Here is a 21655-nt window from a genome sequence, read left to right as displayed (position 1 = left end):
GTGTGGGCGACGTACTCGGCCGACTACGGGTCCAGCACGTGGAAATTGCGGTTGTTGGCGACCGTCACGAGCGGTGCTCTTGTGCAGACAGCCGTCCTCGACATCGTCGGCCCGACGGCAACGTTTGAGCTGGACTACACGGCAGGGCAAAGCGTCTCGGTCGGCATCACGGACCTGAATTCGTTCTCGATCGTCGGCGCGGGGTCGATCAGTGCAACCAAGCTGCGCATCAGCTGCCAGCTGTTCATGAGATGAGCATGAGCATGGGCAAGTGGAGCTTTTGCGACGCGGGCGGGGTGTTCACGGGCGCGATGTACTCGGGGCCTGAGGATTTGCTCGAGATCAACACGCCTGCCGGATGCGCTGCCATCCCGGGCGATCACGACCACCTGCGCGTCCGCGTCGACCTCGAAACCGGCGCAGTCGTCCCGTACCGGCCGCCCCCGCCGGCTGACGACGATTGGCAGACGTGGGCGTGGGATGAGACCGCGGAACTGTGGGTGAGCGTCCCCACGCTGGCTGCAATCGCCGCGACTGTGAGGTCTGAGCGTGACCGCAGGATGGCTGGCGCCGACTGGGTCACTCTGCGCGCCATGCGTCGCGGCGAGCCCGTGCCTACAGAGTGGGCAGCCTACCTGCAGGCGTTGGCTGACGTTCCAGCGCAGCCTGGCTTCCCGTTCGAGGTCACTTGGCCAGTTGAGCCGGCGTGAGTCTTTCAGTCAGCGGCATTTTGTTTCGCTGGCTGCAACGCGCACGCAGCTCGATTTTTCTCACTGCACCGGCTCATTTTTCGCGCGGCGCATCAATCGGCGCGTTGTTTCGTTGAAGGCAGGCGCTGTCGAGGCGCCTGCTGTCGACCAACTCAGGCCGTGGGCGGCACGTAGCCGGTCGGCTGGTCGGCGCCTTCGCCGAAGAAATAGCGCTCCATCTGGCGCGCAAGGTATTGACGTGCGCGTGCGTCGGCCAGATTCAGGCGGTTTTCGTTGACGAGCATGGTCTGGTGCTTGAGCCATTGCTGCCAGGCTTCCTTGCTGACCTGCTCGTAGATTCGCTTGCCGAGTTCGCCGGGGTAGGGCGAAAAATCGAGACCGTCCGCTTCTTTTTTCAGCAGAACACATTGAACAGTACGTGCCATTGCAACTTCTCCTTGTCGATGGGCGGATCGAGGTCACGGCGAGGCGATCGCCGTGGCGCATCAACCCAGTTTCTTGACCAGCACCTGCGAGCGCCGGTCCCAGTTGTACTTGCGTTTGCGGGCGTCGGGCAGCCATTCCGGGTCGACGTTCTGGAATCCCCGCTTGATGAACCAGTGCATGGTCCGGGTGGTCAGCACGAAGATGCTCTCGAGGCCGAGCGCGCGGGCGCGCTGCTCGATCCGCTTGAGTATGCGTTCGCCGTCGCCCTGGCTCTGCACCTGCGGCGAGATCGTCAGCGCGGCCATTTCGGCGGTGCGCGCTTCCGGATAGGGGTAGAGCGCGGCGCAGCCGAAGATGATGCCGTCGTGCTCGATCACGGTGTAGAGCGCGATATCGCGTTCGATTTCGGTGCGGTCGCGTTTGACGAGGGTGCCGTCGCGCTCGAACGGTTCGATCAGCTGCAGCACGCCGCCGACATCGTCGGAACTGGCTTCGCGCAGGCTTTCGAGTTTTTCGTCGACCACCATGGTGCCGATGCCGTCGTGCGTGAAAACCTCCATCAGCAAGGCGCCATCGACCCCGAACGGCAGGATGTGCGAACGCTCGACACCGCCTTCGCAGGCTTTGACGCAATGCTGCAGATAAAACGCGATATCGGTCGGCTGGGTCGGACTGGGCAAGGTCGCGAGCAGCCGCTTGGCGTCGGCCAGCGCCAGTTCGGTATCGATGGCGCTGTCCGGATCGTCGAGTTGTTCGTGGATTCCGGCCACTTCGGTGATGAACAGCAGTTTGTCGGCCTGCAGCGCGATGGCCGTGGCAGTGGCCACGTCTTCCATCGCCAGATTGAATGCCTCGCCGGTCGGAGAAAACCCGAACGGCGACAGCAGGACCAGTGCACCGATATCGATGGCGCGCCGGATGGTGCCGCTGTCGACCTTGCGCACCACGCCGCTGTGGATGAAATCCACGCCGTCGACGATGCCCACCGGGCGGGCGGTCAGGAAGTTGCCCGACACCACGCGCACCGTGGCGTTGGCCATCGGGGTGTTCGGCAGGCCCTGCGAAAACGCGGCTTCTATTTCGAATCGCAACTGTCCGGCGGCTTCCTGCGCGCAGTCGAGCGCCACCGCGTCGGTGATGCGCTGGCCGTGGCTGAAACGCGAGGGGTGGCCCTTGGCGAGCAGCTGTTCGTTGACCTGCGGCCGAAAGCCGTGCACGACCACCAGCTTGATGCCCATGGCATGCAGGATCGACAGGTCTTGCGCGAACGCGCTGAGCTTGCCCGCGGCGATCAGCTCGCCAGCCATGCCGACCACGAAGGTCTTGCCGTGGTAGGCGTGGATGTACGGGGCGACCGAGCGAAACCAGGGAACGAAGGTGTGCGGGAATACGAGGTTCATGACCGGCTGACAGTGGCGTGCGCGATTGTGCCGCAGGCCCCGTGACCGGTCTTGACGCTGCCGGCGCCGGCGCGCAGCATGGTCGGCGGTTGTCACCACACCCCCCTCGAGGAGCAGGCCATGGATCCGATGAAAACCCACGGTGCGTTCAGCTGGAGCGAACTGATGACGCCCCATCCGCAAGCCGCTGCCGACTTCTATCACCAGCTGTTCGGCTGGACGGTGCAGACCATGCAGATGCCGGGTGGGCCGTATCACCTGGTCAAGGTGGGCGACACCTCGGTGGCCGGCATCATGTCGCTGCCGGCCGACGCGCCGCACATGCCACCGGCCTGGGGCTGCTACGTGACGGTCGACAACGCCGACGAGACGGCCGGCGAGTGCGAGGCACTGGGCGGCAAGGTGCTGGTCAAGCCGACCGACATCCCCGGCGTCGGCCGCTTCGCGGTGCTGCAGGATCCGCAGGGCGCGGTGATCAGCGTGATCGACTACATCGACGAGTAGTCTTCGACGTCGTTCCGGCCCACGCCGGGTCACGGCACGGCGTGTGGATAATCCAGCCCCCGTGAACCCACCTATCGCCGAAGCTGGCGGCATCGAATCGCGCAGCCCCGCTCGCCGGCCCGCCCGGCCACCCCGGCCGGCCACGCCGATCCCGCCCATCACCTACCCCGAATCGCTGCCGGTCTCCGCCCGGCGCGAGGAGATCGCGCAGGCCCTGCGCGATCACCAGGTCGTCATCGTCTGCGGCGAGACCGGCTCGGGCAAGACCACCCAGCTGCCCAAGATCGCGCTCGAACTCGGCCGCGGCTGGGGTGCCGGTGGCAGCGGCCTGATCGGCCACACCCAGCCGCGGCGGATTGCCGCCAGCTCGGTGGCCAAGCGCATCGCCGACGAGCTGAAATCGCCGCTGGGCGAGGTGGTCGGCTACAAGGTGCGCTTCCAGGACCGCCTGCAGGCCGGCGCCAGCGTCAAGCTGATGACCGACGGCATCCTGCTGGCCGAGACGCAGACCGATCCGCTGCTCAAGGCCTACGACACGCTGATCATCGACGAGGCGCACGAGCGCAGCCTCAACATCGACTTCCTGCTCGGCTACCTGCGCCAGATCCTGCCGCGCCGGCCGGACCTGAAGATCGTCGTCACCTCGGCCACGATCGACGCGGATCGCTTCGCGCAGCACTTCGCCAGCGCCAAGGGCCCGGCGCCCGTATTGATGGTCAGCGGCCGGCTGTTCCCGGTCGAGCAGCGCTACAAGCCGTTCGAGGAAAGCCGCGAATACGACCTGAACACGGCCATCGCCGACGCGGTCGACGAACTCTGGCGCGGCATGGCGGGCGGCGACATCCTGGTGTTCCTGCCCGGCGAGCGCGAGATCCGCGAGGCCGCCGACCACCTGCGCAAGCACCTGGCGCACCAGCCGCTGCACCGCAACGCGCAGATCCTGCCGCTGTTCGCGCGCCTGTCGCAGCAGGAGCAGGACCAGGTCTTCGAGACCGGCCGCCAGCAGCGCATCGTGCTGGCCACCAACGTGGCCGAGACCTCGCTGACCGTGCCCGGCATCCGCTACGTGATCGACTCGGGTCTGGCGCGGGTCAAGCGCTACAGCTACCGCAGCAAGGTCGAGCAGCTGCAGATCGAGCCGATCAGCCAGGCCGCGGCCAACCAGCGCGCGGGCCGCTGCGGGCGGGTGGCCAACGGCATCTGCATCCGGCTCTACGACGAGAAGGACTTCACCGGCCGGCCACGTTTCACCGACCCCGAGATCCTGCGCTCGTCGCTGGCCGGCGTGATCCTGCGCATGAAGTCGCTGCACCTCGGTCTGATCGACGACTTCCCCTTCCTCGAGCCGCCGCCGCGCAAGGCGATCGCCGACGGCTACGCGCTGCTGGGCGAGCTCAACGCGGTCGACGACGCCAACGAGCTGACCCCCATCGGCCGCGAACTGGCCAAGCTGCCGCTCGATCCGCGCGTCGGCCGCATGATCCTGGAGGCGCGTGACCGCCAGGCGCTCGACGAGGTGCTGATCATCGCCAGCGCGCTCAGCGTGCAGGACGTGCGCGACCGCCCGATGGAAGCCGCGCAGGCGGCTGACGAAAAACACAAGAAGTTCGACGACGAGAAGTCGGAGTTCACCGGCTACCTCAAGCTCTGGCGCTGGATCGAGGAAGGGCGCGGCCATGCCGAGGCGCTGCCGACGGCCGGTCCGCGTCCGACCGCCACCGGCCGCAAACCCGGCCCGCCCGAGACCCGCCCGGCCCAGGCCCAGAACGCTGCACACAAGCTCAGCAACCGCCAGCAGGAACAGCGCCTGCGCGACAGCTTCGTCAGCCCGCGCCGGGTGCGCGAGTGGCGCGACATCCACAGCCAGCTGCACACGGTGGTGGCCGAACACGGTTGGCGGCTCAACACCGCGCCGGCCAGCTACGAGCAGCTGCACCTGTCGATGCTCGCCGGCCTGCTCGGCAACGTCGGCCTGAAGAGCGAAGACGAGGACTGGTACCTCGGCGCACGCGGCATCAAGTTCTACCGTCATCCCGGCGCACACCTGAGCAAGAAACCCGGCCGCTGGCTGGTGGCGGCCGAGCTGGTCGAGACCACCCGGCTGTTCGGCCGCGGGCTGGCGGCGATCGAGCCGCAGTGGATCCCGCAGATCGCCGGCCACCTGCTGAAGACGCAGCTGCTGGAGCCGCACTGGGAGAAGAAGGCCGCCGAGGTGATCGCGCTCGAGCGCGCCACGCTCTACGGCATCGTGATCTACAGCAACCGGCGGGTGAACTACGGCCTGGTCGACCCGAAGGTGGCACGCGAGATCTTCATCCGCGAGGCACTGGTCAACGGCGAGTGGGAATCGAAGCTGCCGTTCCTGGCCCACAACGCCAGGATGATCCGCCAGGTCGAGGAACTCGAGCACAAGTCGCGCCGCCAGGACGTGCTGGTCGACGACGAGCTGATCCACGCCTATTACGACCAGCAGCTGCCGGCCGAGATCGTCAGCGGCGCGAGCTTCGAGCGCTGGTACCGCGCCGAGCAGAAGAAGCAGCCCACGCTGCTGCACCTGACACGCGACGAGCTGATGCGCCACGAGGCCGCGGGCATCACGACGTCGGCCTTCCCGAAGACGATCCGGCTGGGCGGCGTGGATTGCGCAGCCACCTACCTGCACGAACCCGGCGACGCCAAGGACGGTGTCACGGTGACCGTGCCGATCTACGTGCTCAACCAGGTCAACGAAGACCCTTGCGACTGGCTGGTGCCCGGCATGATCGAGGCCAAGGTGCTGGCGCTGGTCAAGACGCTGCACCAGCGGCCGCGCTCGCGGCTGGTGCCGCTGCCGGACTACGTGGCCGAGTTCCTGGAGCTGGCGCCGTTCGGCCAGGGCAACCTGCTCGACGTGCTGCTCAAGGCGGTGCGCGAACGCACCCAGATCGCCGTGCAGCGCAACGACTTCAAGCCCGAGCAGCTGGCGCCGCATCTGTTCATGAACTTCCGGGTGGTCGACGAGCACGGCCGCCAGCTCGGCATGGGGCGGCACCTCGCCGCGCTCAAGGCCGAGCTGGGCGGGCAGGCGCGGTCGGCCTTCCAGGCGCTGGCGGCGATCAAGCTCAGTGCCGGCGTGAACGCGGCCGCCAGTGGCGCCGCCTCCGCCCATGCGGCGCCCGATCGAGCGGCGAGCGGGAGCACCGCGGCCCCATCCGGCCCGCGCCGCGTCAGCGGCCAACCCGAAGCGCCGGCCGCGGCGCTGGCCGCGCCGCCTGCGATCTACACCGCCTGGACCTTCGGCGAGCTGCCCGAACTGATGGAGATCCGCAAGGCCGGCCAGACGCTGGTGGGTTTCCCGGCGCTGATCGACCGCGGCACGCATGTCGAGATCGAGGTCTTCGACGAGCCCGAAGCGGCCGCCGCCAAGCACCGCGCCGGCCTGCGCCGGCTGGTCGCCTTGCAGATCAAGGAGCCGCTGAAGTACCTGGAAAAGAACATCCCGGACCTGACGAAGATGGCGGTCGCCTTCATGCCGCTGGGCTCGATGGAAGAACTGCGCACGCAGATCATCGACGTCGCGCTCGACCGCGCCTTCCTGGCCGAGCCGCTGCCGACCGACGCGCTCGCCTTCAAGGGTCGCATCGACGAGGGCCGCACGCGCCTGAACCTGATCGCGCAGGAGGTGGCGCGCATCGCCGGGGTGGTGCTGATCGAGTTTGCCGCGGCCGCCCGCAAGCTCAAGGACAGCCGGGCGCCCAAGGACGTCGCCGACGACATCACCGGGCAACTGCAGCGGCTGGTGCCCAGGCTGTTCATCGTGTCGACACCGTGGGCGCAGCTGCAGCACCTGCCACGGTATTTGAAGGCGATCACGCAGCGGCTCGACAAGTACCGCGCCGATCCGGCCCGCGATGCGCAGCGCCTGGCCGAGCTGCGCCCGCTCGAGCAGCGCTACATCCGCCGCCTGGCCGAGCGCAAGGGCGCGGCCGATGCGCGGCTGGACGAATACCGCTGGCTGCTCGAAGAACTGCGCGTGAGCCTGTTCGCGCAGGAGCTGCGCACGCCGCAGCCGGTCAGCGCCAAGCGGCTCGACAAGGTCTGGAGCCAGCTCAGCAGCTGATGGCGATCCGCCTGAACCCGGGCCGGCTCAGACCGTGGCGGGCGAGGGCTGGTTTTTCAGGAACAGCTCGGGGTCGGGCGCGAATTCGGCGTACAGCGGCAGCAGCGCGCCACCCAGCGCGCGGGCGTCGGAGCCGATGGTGCCGGCGCGCACGCTCGGGCGCGTGACGCCTTCCCAGCTGTAGGCGTCGAGGGCTTCCTCGATGTGCGCGATCAGGCGCGACAGCAGGTCACGGCCGAACACGCCGTCGACGATGACGTCGCCGAGATCGAGCAGGCAGGCCGCGTTGGCGATCGCCAGCGCCATCGCCTGGGCGGCGTTGCGCAGCCAGACGCGGGTGTAGTTGGCCCACGGCGGCTCGAGGGCACGGCCGTCGACGGCGGCCTGCGGATCGAGCCCCGCCGATTCGTAGAGGCGCTGCAGGTTGAACAGCGAGGCCGCGCTCAGCACCTGCGCCGGCACGCCGCCGCTGTTGGCGGCGTGCAGCGGCATCGAGCCCACCGCGCCGGCATTGCCACCGGCGCCGCCGTAGAGGTGGCTGTCGATCACCAGCCCGCCGCCGACGAAGGTGTCGACGAACAGGTAGAGAAAGCTCTTCATCGAGCGCCCGCGCCCGGCCACCAGTTCGGCCACGCAGGCCGCGGCGGTGTCCTTGATGAGGTGCACCGGCAGGTCGGTCATGGCCGACACGCGCTCGGCCAGGTCGATGTCGTTCCAGCGGCTGGCCTGATCGCTCGGCACGCCCAGCAGGGTCTGCCAGCCGCCCAGCGACAGCGGCGCGGCCACGCCCATGCCGGTCAGCCGGTGACTCAGCGAGCCGAGGCTGGCCACGCAGTGCCCGAGCATGCGCTGCAGCTCCGGGAACAGCGTGATCGGGTCGGGGAAGTCGTACTGCACGCCGAAACGCTCGCGCACCGCGCCGGTGAAGTCGATCACCAGCACGTCCATGCTGCGCCGTCCGATCTTGACGCCGATCGCGAAAGCGCCCTCGGGGTTGAGCGCGATCGGCACCGACGGCTGGCCGACCCGCCCGCGCAGCGGCTCGCGCTTGATCAGCAGGCCGTCATCGATCAGCGCGTTGACGATCAGCGACACCGTCTGCGTGCTCAGGTGGGTGAGCCGGGCCAGGTCGGCCTTGGGCAGCTCGCCATTGAGGCGGATCGCCTGCAGCACCACGCGCTCGTTGTACTGGCGCATGCCGACGTGGTTCGAGCCGCGGGGCCGCAGCTTGGGCGTGGTCGGTGCGGAGGCGGGGCGGGAGCTCATGGGCGACAACGGATCGATTTCGTAAGCCATGGCTGCGGGGCGGTGTGCAGGGGCGGTGGCGTTCGGGGTTCAGGGGTCGAGCGCCTCGCCGATCACACCCTTCTTGAGGATGAAATTGCCGTACGGCTGCAGATCACCGGTGAGCACGATGGCGAAGGCGCCACTGACGCGATCATAAAAGGCGAAGCGCTCGATCGCTTGACACTGCTCGGGGCGCGCATGGCCGCCGTCGGCCAGCATGGCGATGACGTCGCGCTGCAGGCGGCTGCGGTAGCCCGCCGGGGTGTCGCTGACCTGCATGTAGGCGACCGGCTGCTCCACCGCGGCGTCCAGCGGCAGCAGCTTGATGACGGCCTCGACCGTGCGCCCGATGCCCGCGCCGCTGACGTGCAGCACCGGCTTGCGCACGCCGTTGGCGCCGATCGCCAGGCTGGCGGCGGTGAAGTTGGCGTCGGCGATGACGATCTCGTCGCCGTGTCCCATCTCGGCCAGCACCTTCAGCAGGTCGGGGGTCAGCAGGGGGTCGATGCCCTTGAGCATGATGAATCCTTCTCTTCAAACAAAGCGCCCCGGACGGTGGGCCGGGGCGTGCACAGGCAGACGGGCGAAGGCGCGCGCCGGTGTCAGTGCGCCAGGTATTCGGCGGGGATCTTTTCCGGCGGCATCGCCCCGGTCATCACCGCCACGGTGTCGCTCATGCTGATCTTCTTGGGGTTGAGCACCGCGCAGCGCTTGCCCAGCCGCGCCACGTGGATGCGGTCGGCGATCTCGAACACGTGCGGCATGTTGTGGCTGATCAGGATCACCGGCAGGCCCTTGTCACGCACCCGGCGGATCAGTTCGAGCACCATGTTGCCCTCCTTGACACCCAGCGCCGCGGTCGGCTCGTCGAGGATCACGACGTGCTCGGCAAACGCCGCCGCACGCGCCACCGCCACGCACTGGCGCTGGCCGCCCGACAGGGTCTCCACCGCCTGCAGCATCGAGCGGATGCCGACCTTCAGGTCGTTCATGCGGGCGATGCTCTGCTCGAGCATCTTCTTCTTGTCGAGCATTCGCAGCACGTTGCCGGCAAAACCCTCGCGGCGCAGTTCGCGGCCCAGGAACAGGTTCTCGGCGATCGTCATGGCCGGGGCCACGGCGAGGTCCTGATAGACCGTCTCGATGCCGACCTTGCGGGCGTCCATCGGGCTCTTGAAGTGGATCGGCTTGCCGTCGAGTTCGATCGTGCCCTCGTCGGGAATCGTCGCCCCCGACAGGCACTTGATCAGGCTGGACTTGCCGGCGCCGTTGTCGCCGATCACCGCCAGGATCTCACCGGCGCGCAGTTCGAAGTCGGCGCCGTCGAGGGCGGTGACCTGGCCGTAGCGTTTGACCAGGCCGCGGGCCTGCATCACGATCTGTTGCGTGGCCATCAGCGGCCTCCCTTGCGAGAAAGTTGGTCAACAGTGACCGCCACGATCACCAGGATACCGGTGATCAGCACCTGATAGACGGACGACACACCCATCAGCGTCAGGCCGTTGCGCAGCACACCGACGACGATCGCACCGGCCAGCGAGCCGAGGATCACGCCGCGCCCGCCGAACAGGCTGGTGCCGCCGAGCACGACTGCCGTGATGGCGTCGAGGTTCTCGGTCTGGCCGGCGTTGGGGTCACCCACGCCGGTGCGGGCCACCGACAGCAGCGAAGCGACGCCGTAGAACACGCCGGCGAGCACGTAGACCCACAGCAGCACGCGTTCGGTCGGGATGCCGACCAGCCGGGTCGCCTCGGGGTTGTTGCCGACCGCGTAGACGTGGCGGCCGGAGGCGGTTTCACGCAGCCAGAACCAGGCGCCCAGGTAGAGCGCGATCATGAACACGGTGCCGTAGGCGACCGAGGTGCCACCGATGCGGAAGGTGTTGCCCAGCCAGGTCATCATCTCCGGCACCTGGGTGACGGTCTGAGCGCCCGAATAGAGCTGGGTGACGGCGAAGGCGATGTTGAAGGTGCCCAGCGTCACGATGAACGGAGGCAGCTTGATGCGGGTGACGAGCAGGCCGTTGATCAGGCCGAATGCGGCGGTCACCGAGATGCCCAGCAGGATGGCCAGCGGTGCGGGCAGGCCGAAGTCTTCGGCCACCTTGGTCATCACGATGCTGCCCAGTGCCATCACCATGCCGCACGAGAGGTCGATGCCGGCGGTGAGGATGATCAGGGTCTGGCCGATCGCGATGACGCCGACCACCATGACCTGTTGCAGGATCAGCGAGAAGTTGGCGCCGCTGAAGAAGTTGTCGGTGGTGATCCCGAAGATGGCGCACGCGATCGCCAGGGCGATGAACGGCCCGAGCTGGCTGATCGGTGGCAGCTTGTCTTTCAAGGTGTTCACGGTGGTCCTTGGACGTGAGAGTGGAGAGGGCGCACGGCCTGCCGAACGGGGCCTGGCCGCTCGTTCGACGCCGCGTGCGCCTGTGGCCCCTGCGCCTTGGCCGCCCCCGGGCGGGAGCGGTCGCCGTCAGCGGCGACCCGGGGCGCCGACCGGGGGGCGCTCGGCGCGCCCCCGGGATCGGCCGTCAGGAAATTACTTCTTGCCCCAGCACAGGTCCAGACCCGTCTTGGCGTCCTTGCTGTCGACGCCGGCGATCGACTTGGCGGCGATCAGGGTCACGCCGGTGTCGGTGTAGCCGCTGACCTTCTTGCCGGTCTTGGCGTATTCGACGCCGGCTTCGACGCCCATCGAGGCCATGCGCAGCGGGTACTGCTGCGAGGTGGCAGCGATCTTGCCGCCGCTGGCGTCCTTGATGCCGTCGCAGCCGCCGTCGACCGACACGATCAGCACGTCCTTCTCCTTGCCGGCGGCCTTCAGTGCGTTGTAGGCACCGGCGGCTGCGGGTTCGTTGATGGTGTAGACGACGTTGATGTTGGGGTTCTTCTGCAGGCAGTTTTCCATGCCGGTCTGGCCCTTGGCGCGGTCGCCGAAGCTGTCGGCCATGCAGACCACTTCAGCCGGCTTGGCCAGCTCGTTGTTCTTGGCATCGAACGACTTCAGGCCGTAGCCCTGCAGGAAGCCGTTGTGACGCTGCGCGCCCACCGGGTGGCCGGGGAACAGGTCGAGCGTGGCGATCACCGGGGTCTTGCCGCCCAGCGCTGCCTTGGCGTACTGGCCGATCAGCACGCCGGCCTTGTAGTTGTCGGTGGCGAACAGCGCGTCGGTGGCTTCGGCCGGGTCGGTCGGGCTGTCGAGCGCGATCACCATCACGCCTTGCGCCTGGGCCTTCTTGATGGCCGGGATGATGGCCTTCGAGTCGCTGGGGGTGATCAGGATGGTCTTGGCGCCGGCGGCGATCATGTTTTCCATCGCGGTGACCTGGCCGGCGTTGTCGCCGTCGGTCTTGCCAGCGCCGCTCAGCAGCTTGGCGCCCTTGGCCTTGGCGGCTGCCGCGGCGCCTTCCTTCATCTTCACGAAGAAGGGGTTGGTTTCGGTCTTGGTGATCAGGCCGATGACCGGCTCGGCAGCGAAAGAGGCACCGGCGGCGCAAGCCAGAGCAGCGGCGATGGCAAGGGTGGAAAGACGCTTCATGTTGTCTCCTGGGGGGCAAAAAGTGGGTTGGAACCGTGTCGGCTTCAATCGGCTGGACCTCTTGAACGCGGAACGGATCGTAACGGTGCTGTTGAATAAATCAATGAAGTTGATTTAGTGATTTCCCTTAGTTCAATCCCGATCAGCAGATGAGACGATCCCGGTCGCGCAGGCCACGCCGTTGTGTCGGGTTGTTTAGGCCTGTGCTAAATCTTTCCTGTTGATCAAAGTTTCACCGAGTTCCGCCATGAATCAAACCCAGCCTGTTGTTGTGTGCGGCGAATCGCTGCTCGATGTGTTCGAAGACGGCGCCACGCCCACCGGGCTGCGGCTCGACGCGGTGGTGGGCGGCTCGCCGCTCAATGTCGCGATGGGCCTTGCGCGGCTGGCTCAGCCGGCCTGGTTCCTGGGCGCCGTGTCGCGCGATTTCCTGGGCGAGCGCATCGAACGCAGCATCAGCGAGGAGAACATCCACAAGGGCGCACTCGTGCGCTGCGATGCACCGACCACCCTCAGCCTGGTGGGCGTCGACGCCCAGGGGGTGCCGAGCTATCGCTTCTACGGTCACGGCGGCGCCGACCGCCAGTTGCTGCCGGAGCACCTGGCGCTGCTGCCGACCGAGGTGGCGGCGTTCCACTTCGGCTCGTACTGCTGCGTGGTCGAGCCCATCGGCAGCACGATCCGCCAACTGGTCGACGACCGTCGCGCGACCAGCGTGATCTCCTACGACCCCAACGTGCGCCTGAACGTGCAGCCGTCACTGGAGGTCTGGCGCGAGATGGTCGAGTGGATGGCGCAGCGCGCCCACCTGCTCAAGCTCAGCGACGAGGATTTCGAGCGCCTCTATCCCGGCCAGGAGCCGCAGGATCTGGCGCGCGGCTGGCTCGCGGCCGGCGTCAAGCTGGTGATGATGACGTGCGGCGGCGATGGCGCGCTGGTCTGGTCGGCCGCCGGCCACGTGAGCGTCAGCGCGCCCAAGGTCAAGGTGCAGGACACCGTGGGCGCGGGCGATACCTTCCAGGCCGCCACGCTGACCGCGCTGGCCGAGATCGGCAAGCTCACGCCGGGCGCGATCGGCACGCTCAGCCTCGACGAAATGCAGCGCGTGGCCAGCTTTGCCGCCAATGCGGCAGCGATCACCTGCACCCGCCGCGGTCCGGATCTGCCGCGCCGCAACGAGCTTCCCGCCAGCGTCTGAGGGAAGGGTGCCTCGCTCCGCCAGGCCCGTGCCCAAGTGTTTGGCCGACAAGGTCTGGCGGGGCTGTATACTGGTGGGCTTCGGGGCGTAGCGCAGCTTGGTAGCGCATCTGGTTTGGGACCAGAGGGTCGCACGTTCGAATCGTGTCGCCCCGACCATATGAATCAACGGCTTAGCTCTGCAAAGGGCTAGGCCGTTTGGCTTTGGGGTAACGCCGGGGTAACGCCGGGGTAACGGCAGCCGTGATTTCAAGGCTGTAGCGCCGCGTTGGCGCCCTCGAAAATGCTCATCGGGCGCGGCGCTCAAGCCGGCTTTTTTCTCTCTGCCTTGGCTATCCGTTCGGCTGTTCCATCAACCGGATCATGCCCGGACGCCCTGCACGCAAGGGTGTGTAGCGCCGGAGGATGGTGACCTCGAGGTCTGGACGCTTGGCCAAGTTTCAATCCGCACCGACCGAAGCTGCCGCGCTGATCAGGTGAAGCACCTGGGATTCGGGGACCAGCCTAGGCGCGGCGGTGGGGATTTTCTCAGGCGGCCAGCGGCCAGCCGTTCACGTGCATGTCGATGTGCACATCGGCGAAGGGGCACACCACGGCGCCGGCTTCGTCGCGCTCGATCAGCCCCAGTTCGGCCAGCGCCTGCACATCCTCATGGACGCGCTTCACGTCCCGGCCTACACGCCGCGCCAGCTCGCGCACTGCCATCGTTCCTTGGCCCTGCAGCGCGCCCACCAGAGCCCAGCGCCGCTCTGTCAGGCGACCGAAGAACGAGGCCGGGCTCTCGAAGTTCAGCACCTCGCCTTGATAGCTGGCCGAGGTGGCTTTGCGGGCAGCAGCGCGCAGGCCGGATTGCCAGTCGGGCTGCAGCGTGATGGTCAGGGTTCGCGGGGTCATGCTCATGGCGCTCTCCGGGCCGCTTCCACGGCTGCAATGAAGTCTTCCACCAGGCGTTCCACGCTGGTGAACACATAGGGCCGCTCTTCGTCGCCGATGTGGCAGTGGTCGCCCTTGCCGCGCTCGTTGTCGAAGCCGACCACGCGCTGACCACCGACGGCATAGATGGCGCGGTACTTGAACCCGTGCTCGGTTGGCGGCACCGGCTCAGGAACGCGCCACACCACCAGTTCGATCACACCCTCGGGCGTGATGTTCTTGAAGCGGGTGATGAGCTCGGCCTTCATCGTTGGCAATTATGCCAACAGTCACGTCCTTGTGGTCAGCCCACTCCACCCATCGCCAGCTGATCCTCGCCCGCGCTGGGCACCAGCGACGGCCGACCGACGATCAGCGGGTCGACCGAGCCGATGGTGCCGAGTTCACGCCGGGTGTACGGCAGCCGGTGCAGCACGTAGCGCATGGCGTTCAGGCGTGCGCGCTTCTTGCAGTCCGACTTGATCACCGTCCACGGCGCGTCCGAGGTGTCGCAGTGCACGAACATGCCCTCCTTGGCACGGGTGTAGTCGTCCCACTTGTCGAGCGAGGCCATGTCGATCGGGCTGAGCTTCCACTGCTTGAGCGGGTGCAGCTCGCGCTCCTTGAAGCGGCGGCGCTGCTCGGCGCGGCTGACCGAGAACCAGAACTTGAACAGGTGCACGCCCGAGCGCACCAGCTGGCGCTCGAACTCCGGCGCCTGGCGCAAAAACTCGTCGTACTCGGCATCGGAGCAGAAACCCATCACCCGCTCGACGCCGGCGCGGTTGTACCAGCTGCGATCGAACATCACGATCTCGCCGCGCGTGGGCAGGTGCTGGATGTAGCGCTGGAAGTACCACTGGCCGCGCTCGACCTCGCTGGGTTTTTCGAGCGCCACCACGCGCGCGCCGCGTGGATTCAGATGCTCCATGAAGCGCTTGATCGCGCCGCCCTTGCCGGCCGCGTCGCGGCCCTCGAACAGGATCACCACCCGCGCGCCGGTCTCCTTGACCCAGGCCTGCAGCTTCAGCAGCTCGACCTGCAGGCGGTATTTCTGCTTCTCGTAGGACTTGCGCGACAGCAGGTTGCGGTACGGATAGGCGCCCTCGCGCCAGCGGGCGCTGAGCTCGATGTCCGGGTCGGTGCCGGCACGCAAGGCGTCGGGCCCCGACAGCAGCGCGGCGCGCAGCGCCTGCACCTCGTCGGGCGATGCGCCGGCCATCAGCGTCTGCAACTGGCGCAGCGACTCGTTGACCTGACGCTTGCCGGGCGCTCGGTTCAGCAGGTCGGTCACCACCGCCTCCTGCACCGTCAGGGTGGTGCTGGTGCGCCGCGCCACGCGGTCGCGTTCGGCCGTGAGCGATCCCGGGCTGGCGAGGGTGTCGCCGGCAGTGGTCGGCCGCGGCGTGCTGCGCTTGCGTCGAACCGGCGCAGGGCTTTCGGGTTGGGGTGGCGCGACGCCGGCTTGATCCTTGGCCATCAGAACCTCATGTGACAAACGTGTGATGGTTTGATGATGCGCGACCGCGGACGGGCTGGCTTGCGATAAGTCAAGTCACGGCATGAGGCGCGACCCGCCGCAGGGTGTGCCCGGCCGGGCCGAGCCGAACCGTCACAATCTGCGCCGCCGCCTTCCCCTCACGTCCTGCTCACCACCGATCCTGCTGCCGATGAATCCGCTCTCCCACGACGCCGACACCACCGTGATCACGCTGCCCAACGGCGTGCGCGTGCTCGCCATCGCGCTGCCGCACCTGGCGAGCGTGAACGTCAGCGTGTTCGTGCGCACCGGCAGCCACCACGAGAGCCGGCGCCTCAACGGCATCAGCCACGTGGTCGAGCACATGGCGTTCAAGGGTACGCACGGGCGTACCTGCCAGCAGATCAACCTCGACGCCGAACGGCTGGGCGCCGACGTCAACGCCCACACCGACAAGGACCACACCGCCTACCACATGCGCGGCCTGGCACAGCATGCCGGCGTGTTCGTGCAGATGCTGGGCGACATCGTGCGCAACAGCACCTTCCCCGAGGCCGAGCTCGAGCGCGAGCGCCAGGTCATCCTGCACGAGTACACCGAAGATGAAGACGACGCACTGACGCAGGGCTACAAGCTGTTCGACCGCCTGTGCTTCGGCAGCCACGCCGCCGCGCAGCCGGTGATCGGCGTGCGCGCCAACATCGAACGCTTCACGCGCCAGGACCTGCTCGACTACGTGCAGCAGCGGTACAGCGCGCCCAACGTGATCGTCGCGGTGGCCGGGCCGGTCGACCCGCAGGCGATCGCCCGCGAGGCCGAGGCGGCGTTCGGCACGATGGCCTCGGGCCCCGTCAACCGCGTGACGGCGCCGCACTGGGTCGGCGGCTTGCGCACCCATCGGCAGGCCGGCTGCAGCCAGACCCACGTGGTGCTGGGTTTTCCGGCACCGGCGCTGCGTTCGCAGCCGCAGGCGGCGATCGTGGCTGCCGCGGTGCTCGGCGAGGGCATGAGCTCGCCGCTGCTCGACACCCTGCGCGAGCGCCGTGGCCTGGCCTATTACGCCGCCTGCTCGACCGACATCACCGAGATCGCCGGCCAGTTCATGGTCGAGGCGTCGACCTCGGCCGAACACCTCGACGACTTCTTCGACGAGGTCGGCCAGCTGCTGCGCACCCAGGCCGAGCGCATCCAGCCGATCGACCTGGAGCGCGCGCGCAACCAGCTCGCCATGCGCGGCCTGCGCAACTTCGAGCGGCCGCAGCGTCGGCTCGAATCGGCTGCGCTGGACCTGTACGTGTTCGGCCACGTGCGCTCGCGCGCCGAGTGGCAGGCCGGCATCGACGCGGTCAGCGCGGATCAGGTGCGCACCGAGTTTGCGCGCCTGATCGGCTCGCCGGTGGCGGTGGCGATCGCCGGCAAGGTGCCGGCGCGTGCCAAGGAACGCGCGCTCGAACGCCTGGCGGTGCTCGGCGGCCGGCCGGCCTGAGTCGCACCGAACCGGCGTTCGACCGCGCTCGGCTGCGTCGATCCGCGTTCAGGCCACCCGGCAGGCCGCCAGCGTCGCGCCTTCCTCGAACACGAACTGCCGGAACGCCGCATTCGCGCCGGTCAGCAAGGTGTCGCGGCGTTGCACGAAACACCAGTCGATCAGCTTGGGCATGCCCTGCACGTCGAGCACCGCCATCAGCCCCGCGCCGAGCTCGACCTGGAAGGTGTGGGCCGACAGGAAGCTGATGCCCATGCCGCACATGACCGCCTGCTTGATGGTCTCGTTGCCGGCCAGTTCCATGCCGCGCTTGATCTGGATCGACTGCGACTGCAGCAGGTGTTCCAGGAACTGCCGCGTCGCCGAACCGCCCTCGCGGAAGATGAACTCCTCGTCGCGCAGATCGGCCCACGCCAGGCCGCGACGCCGCGCCAGCGCGTGACCGGGGTGGGCGACGATGCAGTGCGGATGGCGCGCGAAGCTGGCCGCCTCCAGGTCGGCCTCGGACGGCGGATAGCCGGTGATCGCGATGTCGAGCCGGTGCTCCTGCAGCATCGCCAGCACCTCGCTGCGCTTGGCGACCGTGAGCTTGAGCCGCACCTCGGGATGACGGCGGTGGAACTCGCTCAGCAGCCGTGGCGCGAAGTAGTGCGCGGTCGACACCACGCCCAGGTGCAGCAGCCCGCGCGGGCCCCGGGCGCCCGCCGCCGAAGCGCCGCTGGCCTCGGCCTCGTGCACCGCCATCGCGTCTTCGGTGGCGCGCACCTGGGCCAGGATCACCCGGGCGTGCTGCAGCAGATCCTGCCCGGCATCGGTCAGGCGCTGGCGCTGCGGGCGCTCGAACAGCAGCGTGCCGAGGTCGGTCTCGAGCTGGCGCAGCTGCATCGACACCGCCGGCTGGCTCATGCCGAGCTGCTCGGCGGCGCGCGAAAAGCTGCCGCAGCTGGCGATGGTCTCGAATATCCGCAGGTGGCGCAGGTTGAAGTCTTTCATGTCGCTCACTTTCGATTCAGGACTTTCCCGCAGCCCGCCGACCCCGGGTGGCGGCTGGCGGGGCGGCCGGGGGCATCCACGATGGCGAAGCACTGCAACATCAGTATTTCTTGATGGATCGGATCAGAGTCTATCAATTGCGCCTGAAGGTGTCGGCTCCTACGCTTGGCACCCATGAACACCACCGCTGCCACCCCGATGTCCACCTTCAAGCCCTTCCCGCGCTGGGACGATGCGCGTGCCGCCGCGCTCGACGAACCCGGCCAGCTGCTCTATCGCAGCAACCTGCTGGGGTCGGACCTGCGCATCACCAACTACGGCGGCGGCAACACCTCGGCCAAGATCTGGCAGCGCGACCCGCTGACCGGCGAGCAGGTCGAGGTGCTGTGGGTCAAGGGCTCGGGCGGCGACGTCGGCTCGATGAAGCTCGACGGCTTCTCGACCCTCTACATGGACAAGCTGCGCGCCCTCAAGGGCCTGTACCGCGGGCTCGAGAACGAAGACGAGATGGTCGGCTACCTGCCGCACTGCACCTTCAACCTCAACGGCCGCGCCGCCTCGATCGACACGCCGCTGCACTCGTCGCTGCCCTATACGCACGTCGACCACATGCATCCCGATGCGGTGATCGCGATCGCGGCGATGGCCAACTCACAGGTCATCACCAGGCAGGTGTTCGAAGGCACCGTCGGCTGGATGCCCTGGCTGCGCCCGGGCTACGAACTGGGCCAGCAGCTCGCCGCCTGCAACGCCGCCCACCCCGGCCTGCGCGGCATCGTGCTCGGCGGCCACGGCCTGTTCAGCTGGGGCGACACGGCCAAGAGCTGCTACGAGAACACCGTCGACCTGATCGAACGCGCGCAGACCTGGCTGGCGCAGGAACGCGCCGCACGCAAGGTGCAGGTGTTCGGCGGCACCCGCTTCGAGACGCTGGCCGCTGACGACAGCCAGGCGACCTTGGCCCGCGTGCTCCCGGTGCTGCGCGGCTTGTCGGCCGAAGGCGCGCCGAAGCTCTTGCACCTCAATACGTCACCGGAAGTGCTGGAGTTCGTCAACTCCGCCGATCTGGAGCCGCTGGCCGGGCTCGGCACCTCGTGCCCGGATCACTTCCTGCGCACCAAGATCCGCCCACTGATCGTGCCCGAGGCGGTCTACCGCCTGACCGGCGCGCCACTCAAGGCCGCGCTGCAGGACCTGCTGGCCGCCTACCGCGCCGAATACGCCGCCTACTACGAGCGCTGCAAGCGCGCCAACAGCCCGGCGCTGCGCGACCCGAATCCGGTCGTGATCCTGCTGCCGCGCATCGGCATGGTGACGATCGCGAAAGACAAGGCCACCGCCCGCATCGCCGGCGAGTTCTACGTCAACGCGATCAACGTGATGCGCGAAGCCAATGCCGTCGACAAATACGTCGGCCTGCCCGAGCAGGAAGCCTTCGACATCGAATACTGGCTGCTCGAAGAAGCCAAGCTGCAGCGCATGCCCCGCCCGAAGCCCTTGGTCGGCAAGGTGGCGCTGGTGACCGGCGGTGCCGGTGGCATCGGCCAGGCGATCGCCAAGCGCATGCTGGCCGAAGGCGCCTGCGTCGTGCTGGCCGACATCGACCAGGAGGCGCTGGATTCGGTCGGTGCCGACCTGGCCAAGGCGCATGGCCGCGACCACGTGCGCGGCGTGCGCTGCGACGTGACGAGCGAGGCCAGCGTGATCGCCGCCTTCGACCGCGCAGCCGTCGAGTTCGGCGGCGTCGACATCCTGGTCAGCAACGCCGGCATCGCCTCGGCCGCGCCGATCGACGAGACCACGCTCGAACTCTGGAACCGCAACCAGAGCATCCTCGCCACCGGCTACTTCCTGGTCGCCCGCGAAGCCTTCAAGCAGATGAAGGCCCAAGGCACCGGCGGCAGCATGATCATGATCGCCAGCAAGAACGGCATGGTGGCGAGCAATCAGGCGACCGCCTACTGCGCCGCCAAGGCGGCCGAGATCCAGCTCAGCCGCAGCTTCGCGCTCGAAGGCGCGCCGCTGGGCATCCGCAGCAACGTGGTCAACCCCGACGCCGTGATCCGCGGCTCGAAGATCTGGACCGGCAAGTGGAGCGAGGAGCGCGCCGCCGCCAACAAGATCGACGAGGGCGACCTCGAAGCCTTCTACCGCGACCGCTCGATGCTCAAGCGCAGCGTCTTCCCCGAAGACATCGCCGAAGCGACCTACTTCTTTGCCGCCGAACACCTGAGCGCGAAGTCCACCGGCAACATCCTCAACGTCGATGCGGGAAATCTCGCCGCGTTCACCCGTTGAGCCTGCTGCCGAACCAAGGAATCACCATGTCCCTGATCGACAAGAACCTCATCGCCGCGCACAACGACCGGCTCCTGCGCCACGTCAACAACGACTACGCCCACCTGGGCGAACAGCTCGCCCGCCGCGGCATCGACATCGAAGCCGTGCGCGCCAAGGTGGCGGCATTCGGCGTCGCCATCCCGAGCTGGGGCGTGGGCACCGGCGGCACGCGTTTCGCGCGTTTCCCGGGCCGCGGCGAGCCGCGCAACGTGTTCGACAAGCTCGAAGACTGCGGCGTGATCCAGCAGCTGTCGCGCGCCACGCCGACCGTCTCGCTGCACATTCCGTGGGACACGTGCAGCGACTGGAGCGAGCTGCGCCAGGCCGCAGCCAGCCACGGCCTGGCGTTCGACGCGATCAACTCCAACACCTTCTCCGACCAGAAGGGCCAGGCCCACAGCTACAAGTTCGGCAGCCTGACGCACGGCGACGCGGCCACCCGCGCGCAGGCCGTGGCGCACAACATCGAGTGCATCGAGATCGGCCAGAAGCTCGGCAGCAAGGCGCTGACGGTGTGGATCGGCGACGGTGCCAACTTCCCCGGCCAGCAGCATTTCCGCCGCGCCTTCGACCGCTACCTGGAGAGCGCGCAGCAGATCTACGCCGCGCTGCCGGGCGACTGGCGAATGATGCTGGAGCACAAGATCTGCGAGCCGGCGTTCTACGCCACCGTGATCCAGGACTGGGGTTCGAGCTTCATGGCTGCCAGCGCGCTGGGCCCGAAGGCGCAGTGCCTGGTCGACCTCGGCCACCACGCGCCCAACGTCAACATCGAGATGATCGTGGCGCGCCTGATCGCCGCCGGCAAGCTGGCGGGTTTCCACTTCAACGACAGCAAGTACGGCGACGATGATCTCGATGCCGGCAGCGTCGCGCCGTATCGCCTGTTCCTGGTCTTCAACGAACTGGTGGCTGCGGCGCACGAGGGTGTGAGCGGCTTCGACCCGGCCTACATGCTCGACCAGAGCCACAACGTCACCGATCCGATCGAGAGCCTGATGACCAGCGCCGCGCAGGTGCAGCGCACCTACGCGCAGGCGCTGATCGTCGACCGCGCCGCGCTCGACGCCGCGCAGGACGCCAACGACGCGCTGGTGGCCACGCAGTGCCTCAAGCGCGGCTTCGACACCGACGTCACGCCGATCCTGCAGCGTGTGCGCTTCGATGCCGGCGGCGCGATCGACCTGGTCGGCGCCTACCGCGCCAGCGGCTACCGCCAGCGCGTGGCCGAGGCCCGGCCGGCGGTGGCGGGCGGTGGTGGCGGCATCGTCTGACCC

19 protein-coding genes and 1 tRNA gene are annotated in these 21655 nt (G+C 67.9%); 9 read left to right on the top strand and 11 right to left on the bottom strand.

The genetic code is table 11. The features are described 5' to 3' along the window. Window positions 1–54 precede the first annotated feature (54 nt). Window positions 55–255, top strand: coding sequence for a hypothetical protein (locus LCHO_RS11170; protein ID WP_150105459.1), 201 nt, complete (start codon window positions 55–57; stop codon window positions 253–255). Between the two features lie 2 nt (window positions 256–257). Then, a complete protein-coding gene (locus LCHO_RS22135) occupies window positions 258–710 on the top strand; it encodes a tail fiber assembly protein (protein ID WP_012347256.1) in 453 nt (150 codons plus the stop codon). Between the two features lie 152 nt (window positions 711–862). On the opposite strand, the gene LCHO_RS11160 is transcribed toward LCHO_RS22135, so the two are convergent. Next, on the bottom strand, window positions 863–1135 hold the full coding sequence (locus LCHO_RS11160; protein WP_012347255.1) for an oxidative damage protection protein: 273 nt from the start codon (window positions 1133–1135) through the stop codon (window positions 863–865). A gap of 60 nt (window positions 1136–1195) precedes the next feature. Next, a complete protein-coding gene (gene argA / locus LCHO_RS11155; RefSeq protein WP_012347254.1) occupies window positions 1196–2536 on the bottom strand; it encodes an amino-acid N-acetyltransferase in 1341 nt (446 codons plus the stop codon). A 165-nt stretch (window positions 2537–2701) separates the two neighbouring features. Here argA and LCHO_RS11150 point away from each other — a divergent pair, with 165 nt between their 5' ends. Then, complete coding sequence (locus tag LCHO_RS11150) at window positions 2702–3040, top strand: VOC family protein (protein ID WP_262925505.1); 339 nt, start codon at window positions 2702–2704, stop codon at window positions 3038–3040. A 61-nt stretch (window positions 3041–3101) separates the two neighbouring features. Further along, window positions 3102–7139 carry an ATP-dependent RNA helicase HrpA gene (hrpA, locus tag LCHO_RS11145; protein WP_420805702.1) on the top strand — a complete coding sequence of 1346 codons (4038 nt, stop codon included), beginning with the start codon at window positions 3102–3104 and terminating at the stop codon, window positions 7137–7139. Window positions 7140–7166: 27 nt separating this feature from the next. Here hrpA and LCHO_RS11140 read toward each other — a convergent pair whose 3' ends face one another. The 5 genes from LCHO_RS11140 to LCHO_RS11120 all read right to left on the bottom strand — a co-directional run bounded on the left by LCHO_RS11140 (window position 7167) and on the right by LCHO_RS11120 (window position 11970). Then, a complete protein-coding gene (locus tag LCHO_RS11140; protein WP_150105458.1) occupies window positions 7167–8405 on the bottom strand; it encodes an ROK family transcriptional regulator in 1239 nt (412 codons plus the stop codon). 69 nt (window positions 8406–8474) lie between these two features. Next, window positions 8475–8945 carry an RbsD/FucU family protein gene (locus LCHO_RS11135; RefSeq protein WP_012347250.1) on the bottom strand — a complete coding sequence of 157 codons (471 nt, stop codon included), beginning with the start codon at window positions 8943–8945 and terminating at the stop codon, window positions 8475–8477. Between the two features lie 83 nt (window positions 8946–9028). Beyond that, on the bottom strand, window positions 9029–9820 hold the full coding sequence (locus tag LCHO_RS11130; RefSeq protein WP_012347249.1) for an ATP-binding cassette domain-containing protein: 792 nt from the start codon (window positions 9818–9820) through the stop codon (window positions 9029–9031). Continuing rightward, a complete protein-coding gene (locus LCHO_RS11125) occupies window positions 9820–10779 on the bottom strand; it encodes an ABC transporter permease (protein WP_012347248.1) in 960 nt (319 codons plus the stop codon). The genes LCHO_RS11130 and LCHO_RS11125 overlap by 1 nt, the downstream gene beginning before the upstream one ends. A gap of 192 nt (window positions 10780–10971) precedes the next feature. Beyond that, window positions 10972–11970: a sugar ABC transporter substrate-binding protein gene (locus LCHO_RS11120; RefSeq protein ID WP_012347247.1), complete on the bottom strand. Its 999-nt coding sequence runs from the start codon at window positions 11968–11970 to the stop codon at window positions 10972–10974. 247 nt (window positions 11971–12217) lie between these two features. Between LCHO_RS11120 and LCHO_RS11115 the strand changes: the two genes are divergently transcribed. Continuing rightward, window positions 12218–13168, top strand: coding sequence for a carbohydrate kinase family protein (locus LCHO_RS11115; protein WP_012347246.1), 951 nt, complete (start codon window positions 12218–12220; stop codon window positions 13166–13168). Window positions 13169–13249: 81 nt separating this feature from the next. Then, window positions 13250–13326: transfer RNA gene (locus tag LCHO_RS11110), tRNA-Pro, on the top strand. 369 nt (window positions 13327–13695) lie between these two features. Here the strand turns inward: LCHO_RS11110 and LCHO_RS11105 are convergent. The 3 genes from LCHO_RS11105 to ppk2 are packed head-to-tail and all read right to left on the bottom strand — an operon-like array spanning window position 13696 to window position 15559. Next, window positions 13696–14067 carry an HVO_A0114 family putative DNA-binding protein gene (locus tag LCHO_RS11105; RefSeq protein WP_012347245.1) on the bottom strand — a complete coding sequence of 124 codons (372 nt, stop codon included), beginning with the start codon at window positions 14065–14067 and terminating at the stop codon, window positions 13696–13698. Continuing rightward, entirely contained in the window at window positions 14064–14348 is a 285-nt protein-coding gene (locus LCHO_RS11100; RefSeq protein WP_012347244.1) for a toxin-antitoxin system TumE family protein, read from the bottom strand. Before LCHO_RS11100 ends, LCHO_RS11105 begins: the two co-directional genes overlap by 4 nt. Window positions 14349–14383: 35 nt before the next feature. Beyond that, a complete protein-coding gene (gene ppk2, locus LCHO_RS11095; protein ID WP_012347243.1) occupies window positions 14384–15559 on the bottom strand; it encodes a polyphosphate kinase 2 in 1176 nt (391 codons plus the stop codon). 190 nt (window positions 15560–15749) lie between these two features. Between ppk2 and LCHO_RS11090 the strand changes: the two genes are divergently transcribed. Beyond that, window positions 15750–17045 carry a M16 family metallopeptidase gene (locus tag LCHO_RS11090; protein WP_012347242.1) on the top strand — a complete coding sequence of 432 codons (1296 nt, stop codon included), beginning with the start codon at window positions 15750–15752 and terminating at the stop codon, window positions 17043–17045. Between the two features lie 48 nt (window positions 17046–17093). Here the strand turns inward: LCHO_RS11090 and LCHO_RS11085 are convergent, their stop codons facing one another. Beyond that, entirely contained in the window at window positions 17094–18038 is a 945-nt protein-coding gene (locus tag LCHO_RS11085; protein WP_012347241.1) for a LysR family transcriptional regulator, read from the bottom strand. A 174-nt stretch (window positions 18039–18212) separates the two neighbouring features. Here LCHO_RS11085 and LCHO_RS11080 point away from each other — a divergent pair, with 174 nt between their 5' ends. Together LCHO_RS11080 and rhaI are read left to right on the top strand one after the other, a co-directional pair. Further along, a complete protein-coding gene (locus LCHO_RS11080) occupies window positions 18213–20336 on the top strand; it encodes a bifunctional rhamnulose-1-phosphate aldolase/short-chain dehydrogenase (RefSeq protein WP_012347240.1) in 2124 nt (707 codons plus the stop codon). A 26-nt stretch (window positions 20337–20362) separates the two neighbouring features. After that, window positions 20363–21652 (top strand): L-rhamnose catabolism isomerase, encoded by a 1290-nt coding sequence (rhaI, locus tag LCHO_RS11075; protein ID WP_012347239.1) that lies wholly within the window; start codon window positions 20363–20365, stop codon window positions 21650–21652. The last annotated feature ends 3 nt before the right edge of the window (window positions 21653–21655 follow it).

Origin of the sequence: Leptothrix cholodnii SP-6 (assembly GCF_000019785.1) — a bacterium.
Lineage (GTDB): Bacteria > Pseudomonadota > Gammaproteobacteria > Burkholderiales > Burkholderiaceae_C > Sphaerotilus > Sphaerotilus cholodnii.
Note: the sequence above shows the minus strand (reverse complement) of the source record. Positions and strands in the feature narration are given on the sequence as shown.

Excerpts from the sequence above, each read along its gene's own strand:
- LCHO_RS22135 (WP_012347256.1), top strand. The coding sequence starts at position 258 with ATGAGCATGGGCAAGTGGAGCTTTTGCGACGCGGGCGGGGTGTTCACG.
- LCHO_RS11160 (WP_012347255.1), bottom strand. The coding sequence starts at position 1,135 with ATGGCACGTACTGTTCAATGTGTTCTGCTGAAAAAAGAAGCGGACGGT.
- argA (WP_012347254.1), bottom strand. The coding sequence starts at position 2,536 with ATGAACCTCGTATTCCCGCACACCTTCGTTCCCTGGTTTCGCTCGGTC.
- LCHO_RS11150 (WP_262925505.1), top strand. The coding sequence starts at position 2,702 with ATGACGCCCCATCCGCAAGCCGCTGCCGACTTCTATCACCAGCTGTTC.
- LCHO_RS11140 (WP_150105458.1), bottom strand. The coding sequence starts at position 8,405 with ATGAGCTCCCGCCCCGCCTCCGCACCGACCACGCCCAAGCTGCGGCCC.
- LCHO_RS11135 (WP_012347250.1), bottom strand. The coding sequence starts at position 8,945 with ATGCTCAAGGGCATCGACCCCCTGCTGACCCCCGACCTGCTGAAGGTG.
- LCHO_RS11130 (WP_012347249.1), bottom strand. The coding sequence starts at position 9,820 with ATGGCCACGCAACAGATCGTGATGCAGGCCCGCGGCCTGGTCAAACGC.
- LCHO_RS11120 (WP_012347247.1), bottom strand. The coding sequence starts at position 11,970 with ATGAAGCGTCTTTCCACCCTTGCCATCGCCGCTGCTCTGGCTTGCGCC.
- LCHO_RS11115 (WP_012347246.1), top strand. The coding sequence starts at position 12,218 with ATGAATCAAACCCAGCCTGTTGTTGTGTGCGGCGAATCGCTGCTCGAT.
- LCHO_RS11105 (WP_012347245.1), bottom strand. The coding sequence starts at position 14,067 with ATGAGCATGACCCCGCGAACCCTGACCATCACGCTGCAGCCCGACTGG.
- LCHO_RS11100 (WP_012347244.1), bottom strand. The coding sequence starts at position 14,348 with ATGAAGGCCGAGCTCATCACCCGCTTCAAGAACATCACGCCCGAGGGT.
- ppk2 (WP_012347243.1), bottom strand. The coding sequence starts at position 15,559 with ATGGCCAAGGATCAAGCCGGCGTCGCGCCACCCCAACCCGAAAGCCCT.
- LCHO_RS11090 (WP_012347242.1), top strand. The coding sequence starts at position 15,750 with ATGAATCCGCTCTCCCACGACGCCGACACCACCGTGATCACGCTGCCC.
- LCHO_RS11085 (WP_012347241.1), bottom strand. The coding sequence starts at position 18,038 with ATGAAAGACTTCAACCTGCGCCACCTGCGGATATTCGAGACCATCGCC.
- LCHO_RS11080 (WP_012347240.1), top strand. The coding sequence starts at position 18,213 with ATGAACACCACCGCTGCCACCCCGATGTCCACCTTCAAGCCCTTCCCG.
- rhaI (WP_012347239.1), top strand. The coding sequence starts at position 20,363 with ATGTCCCTGATCGACAAGAACCTCATCGCCGCGCACAACGACCGGCTC.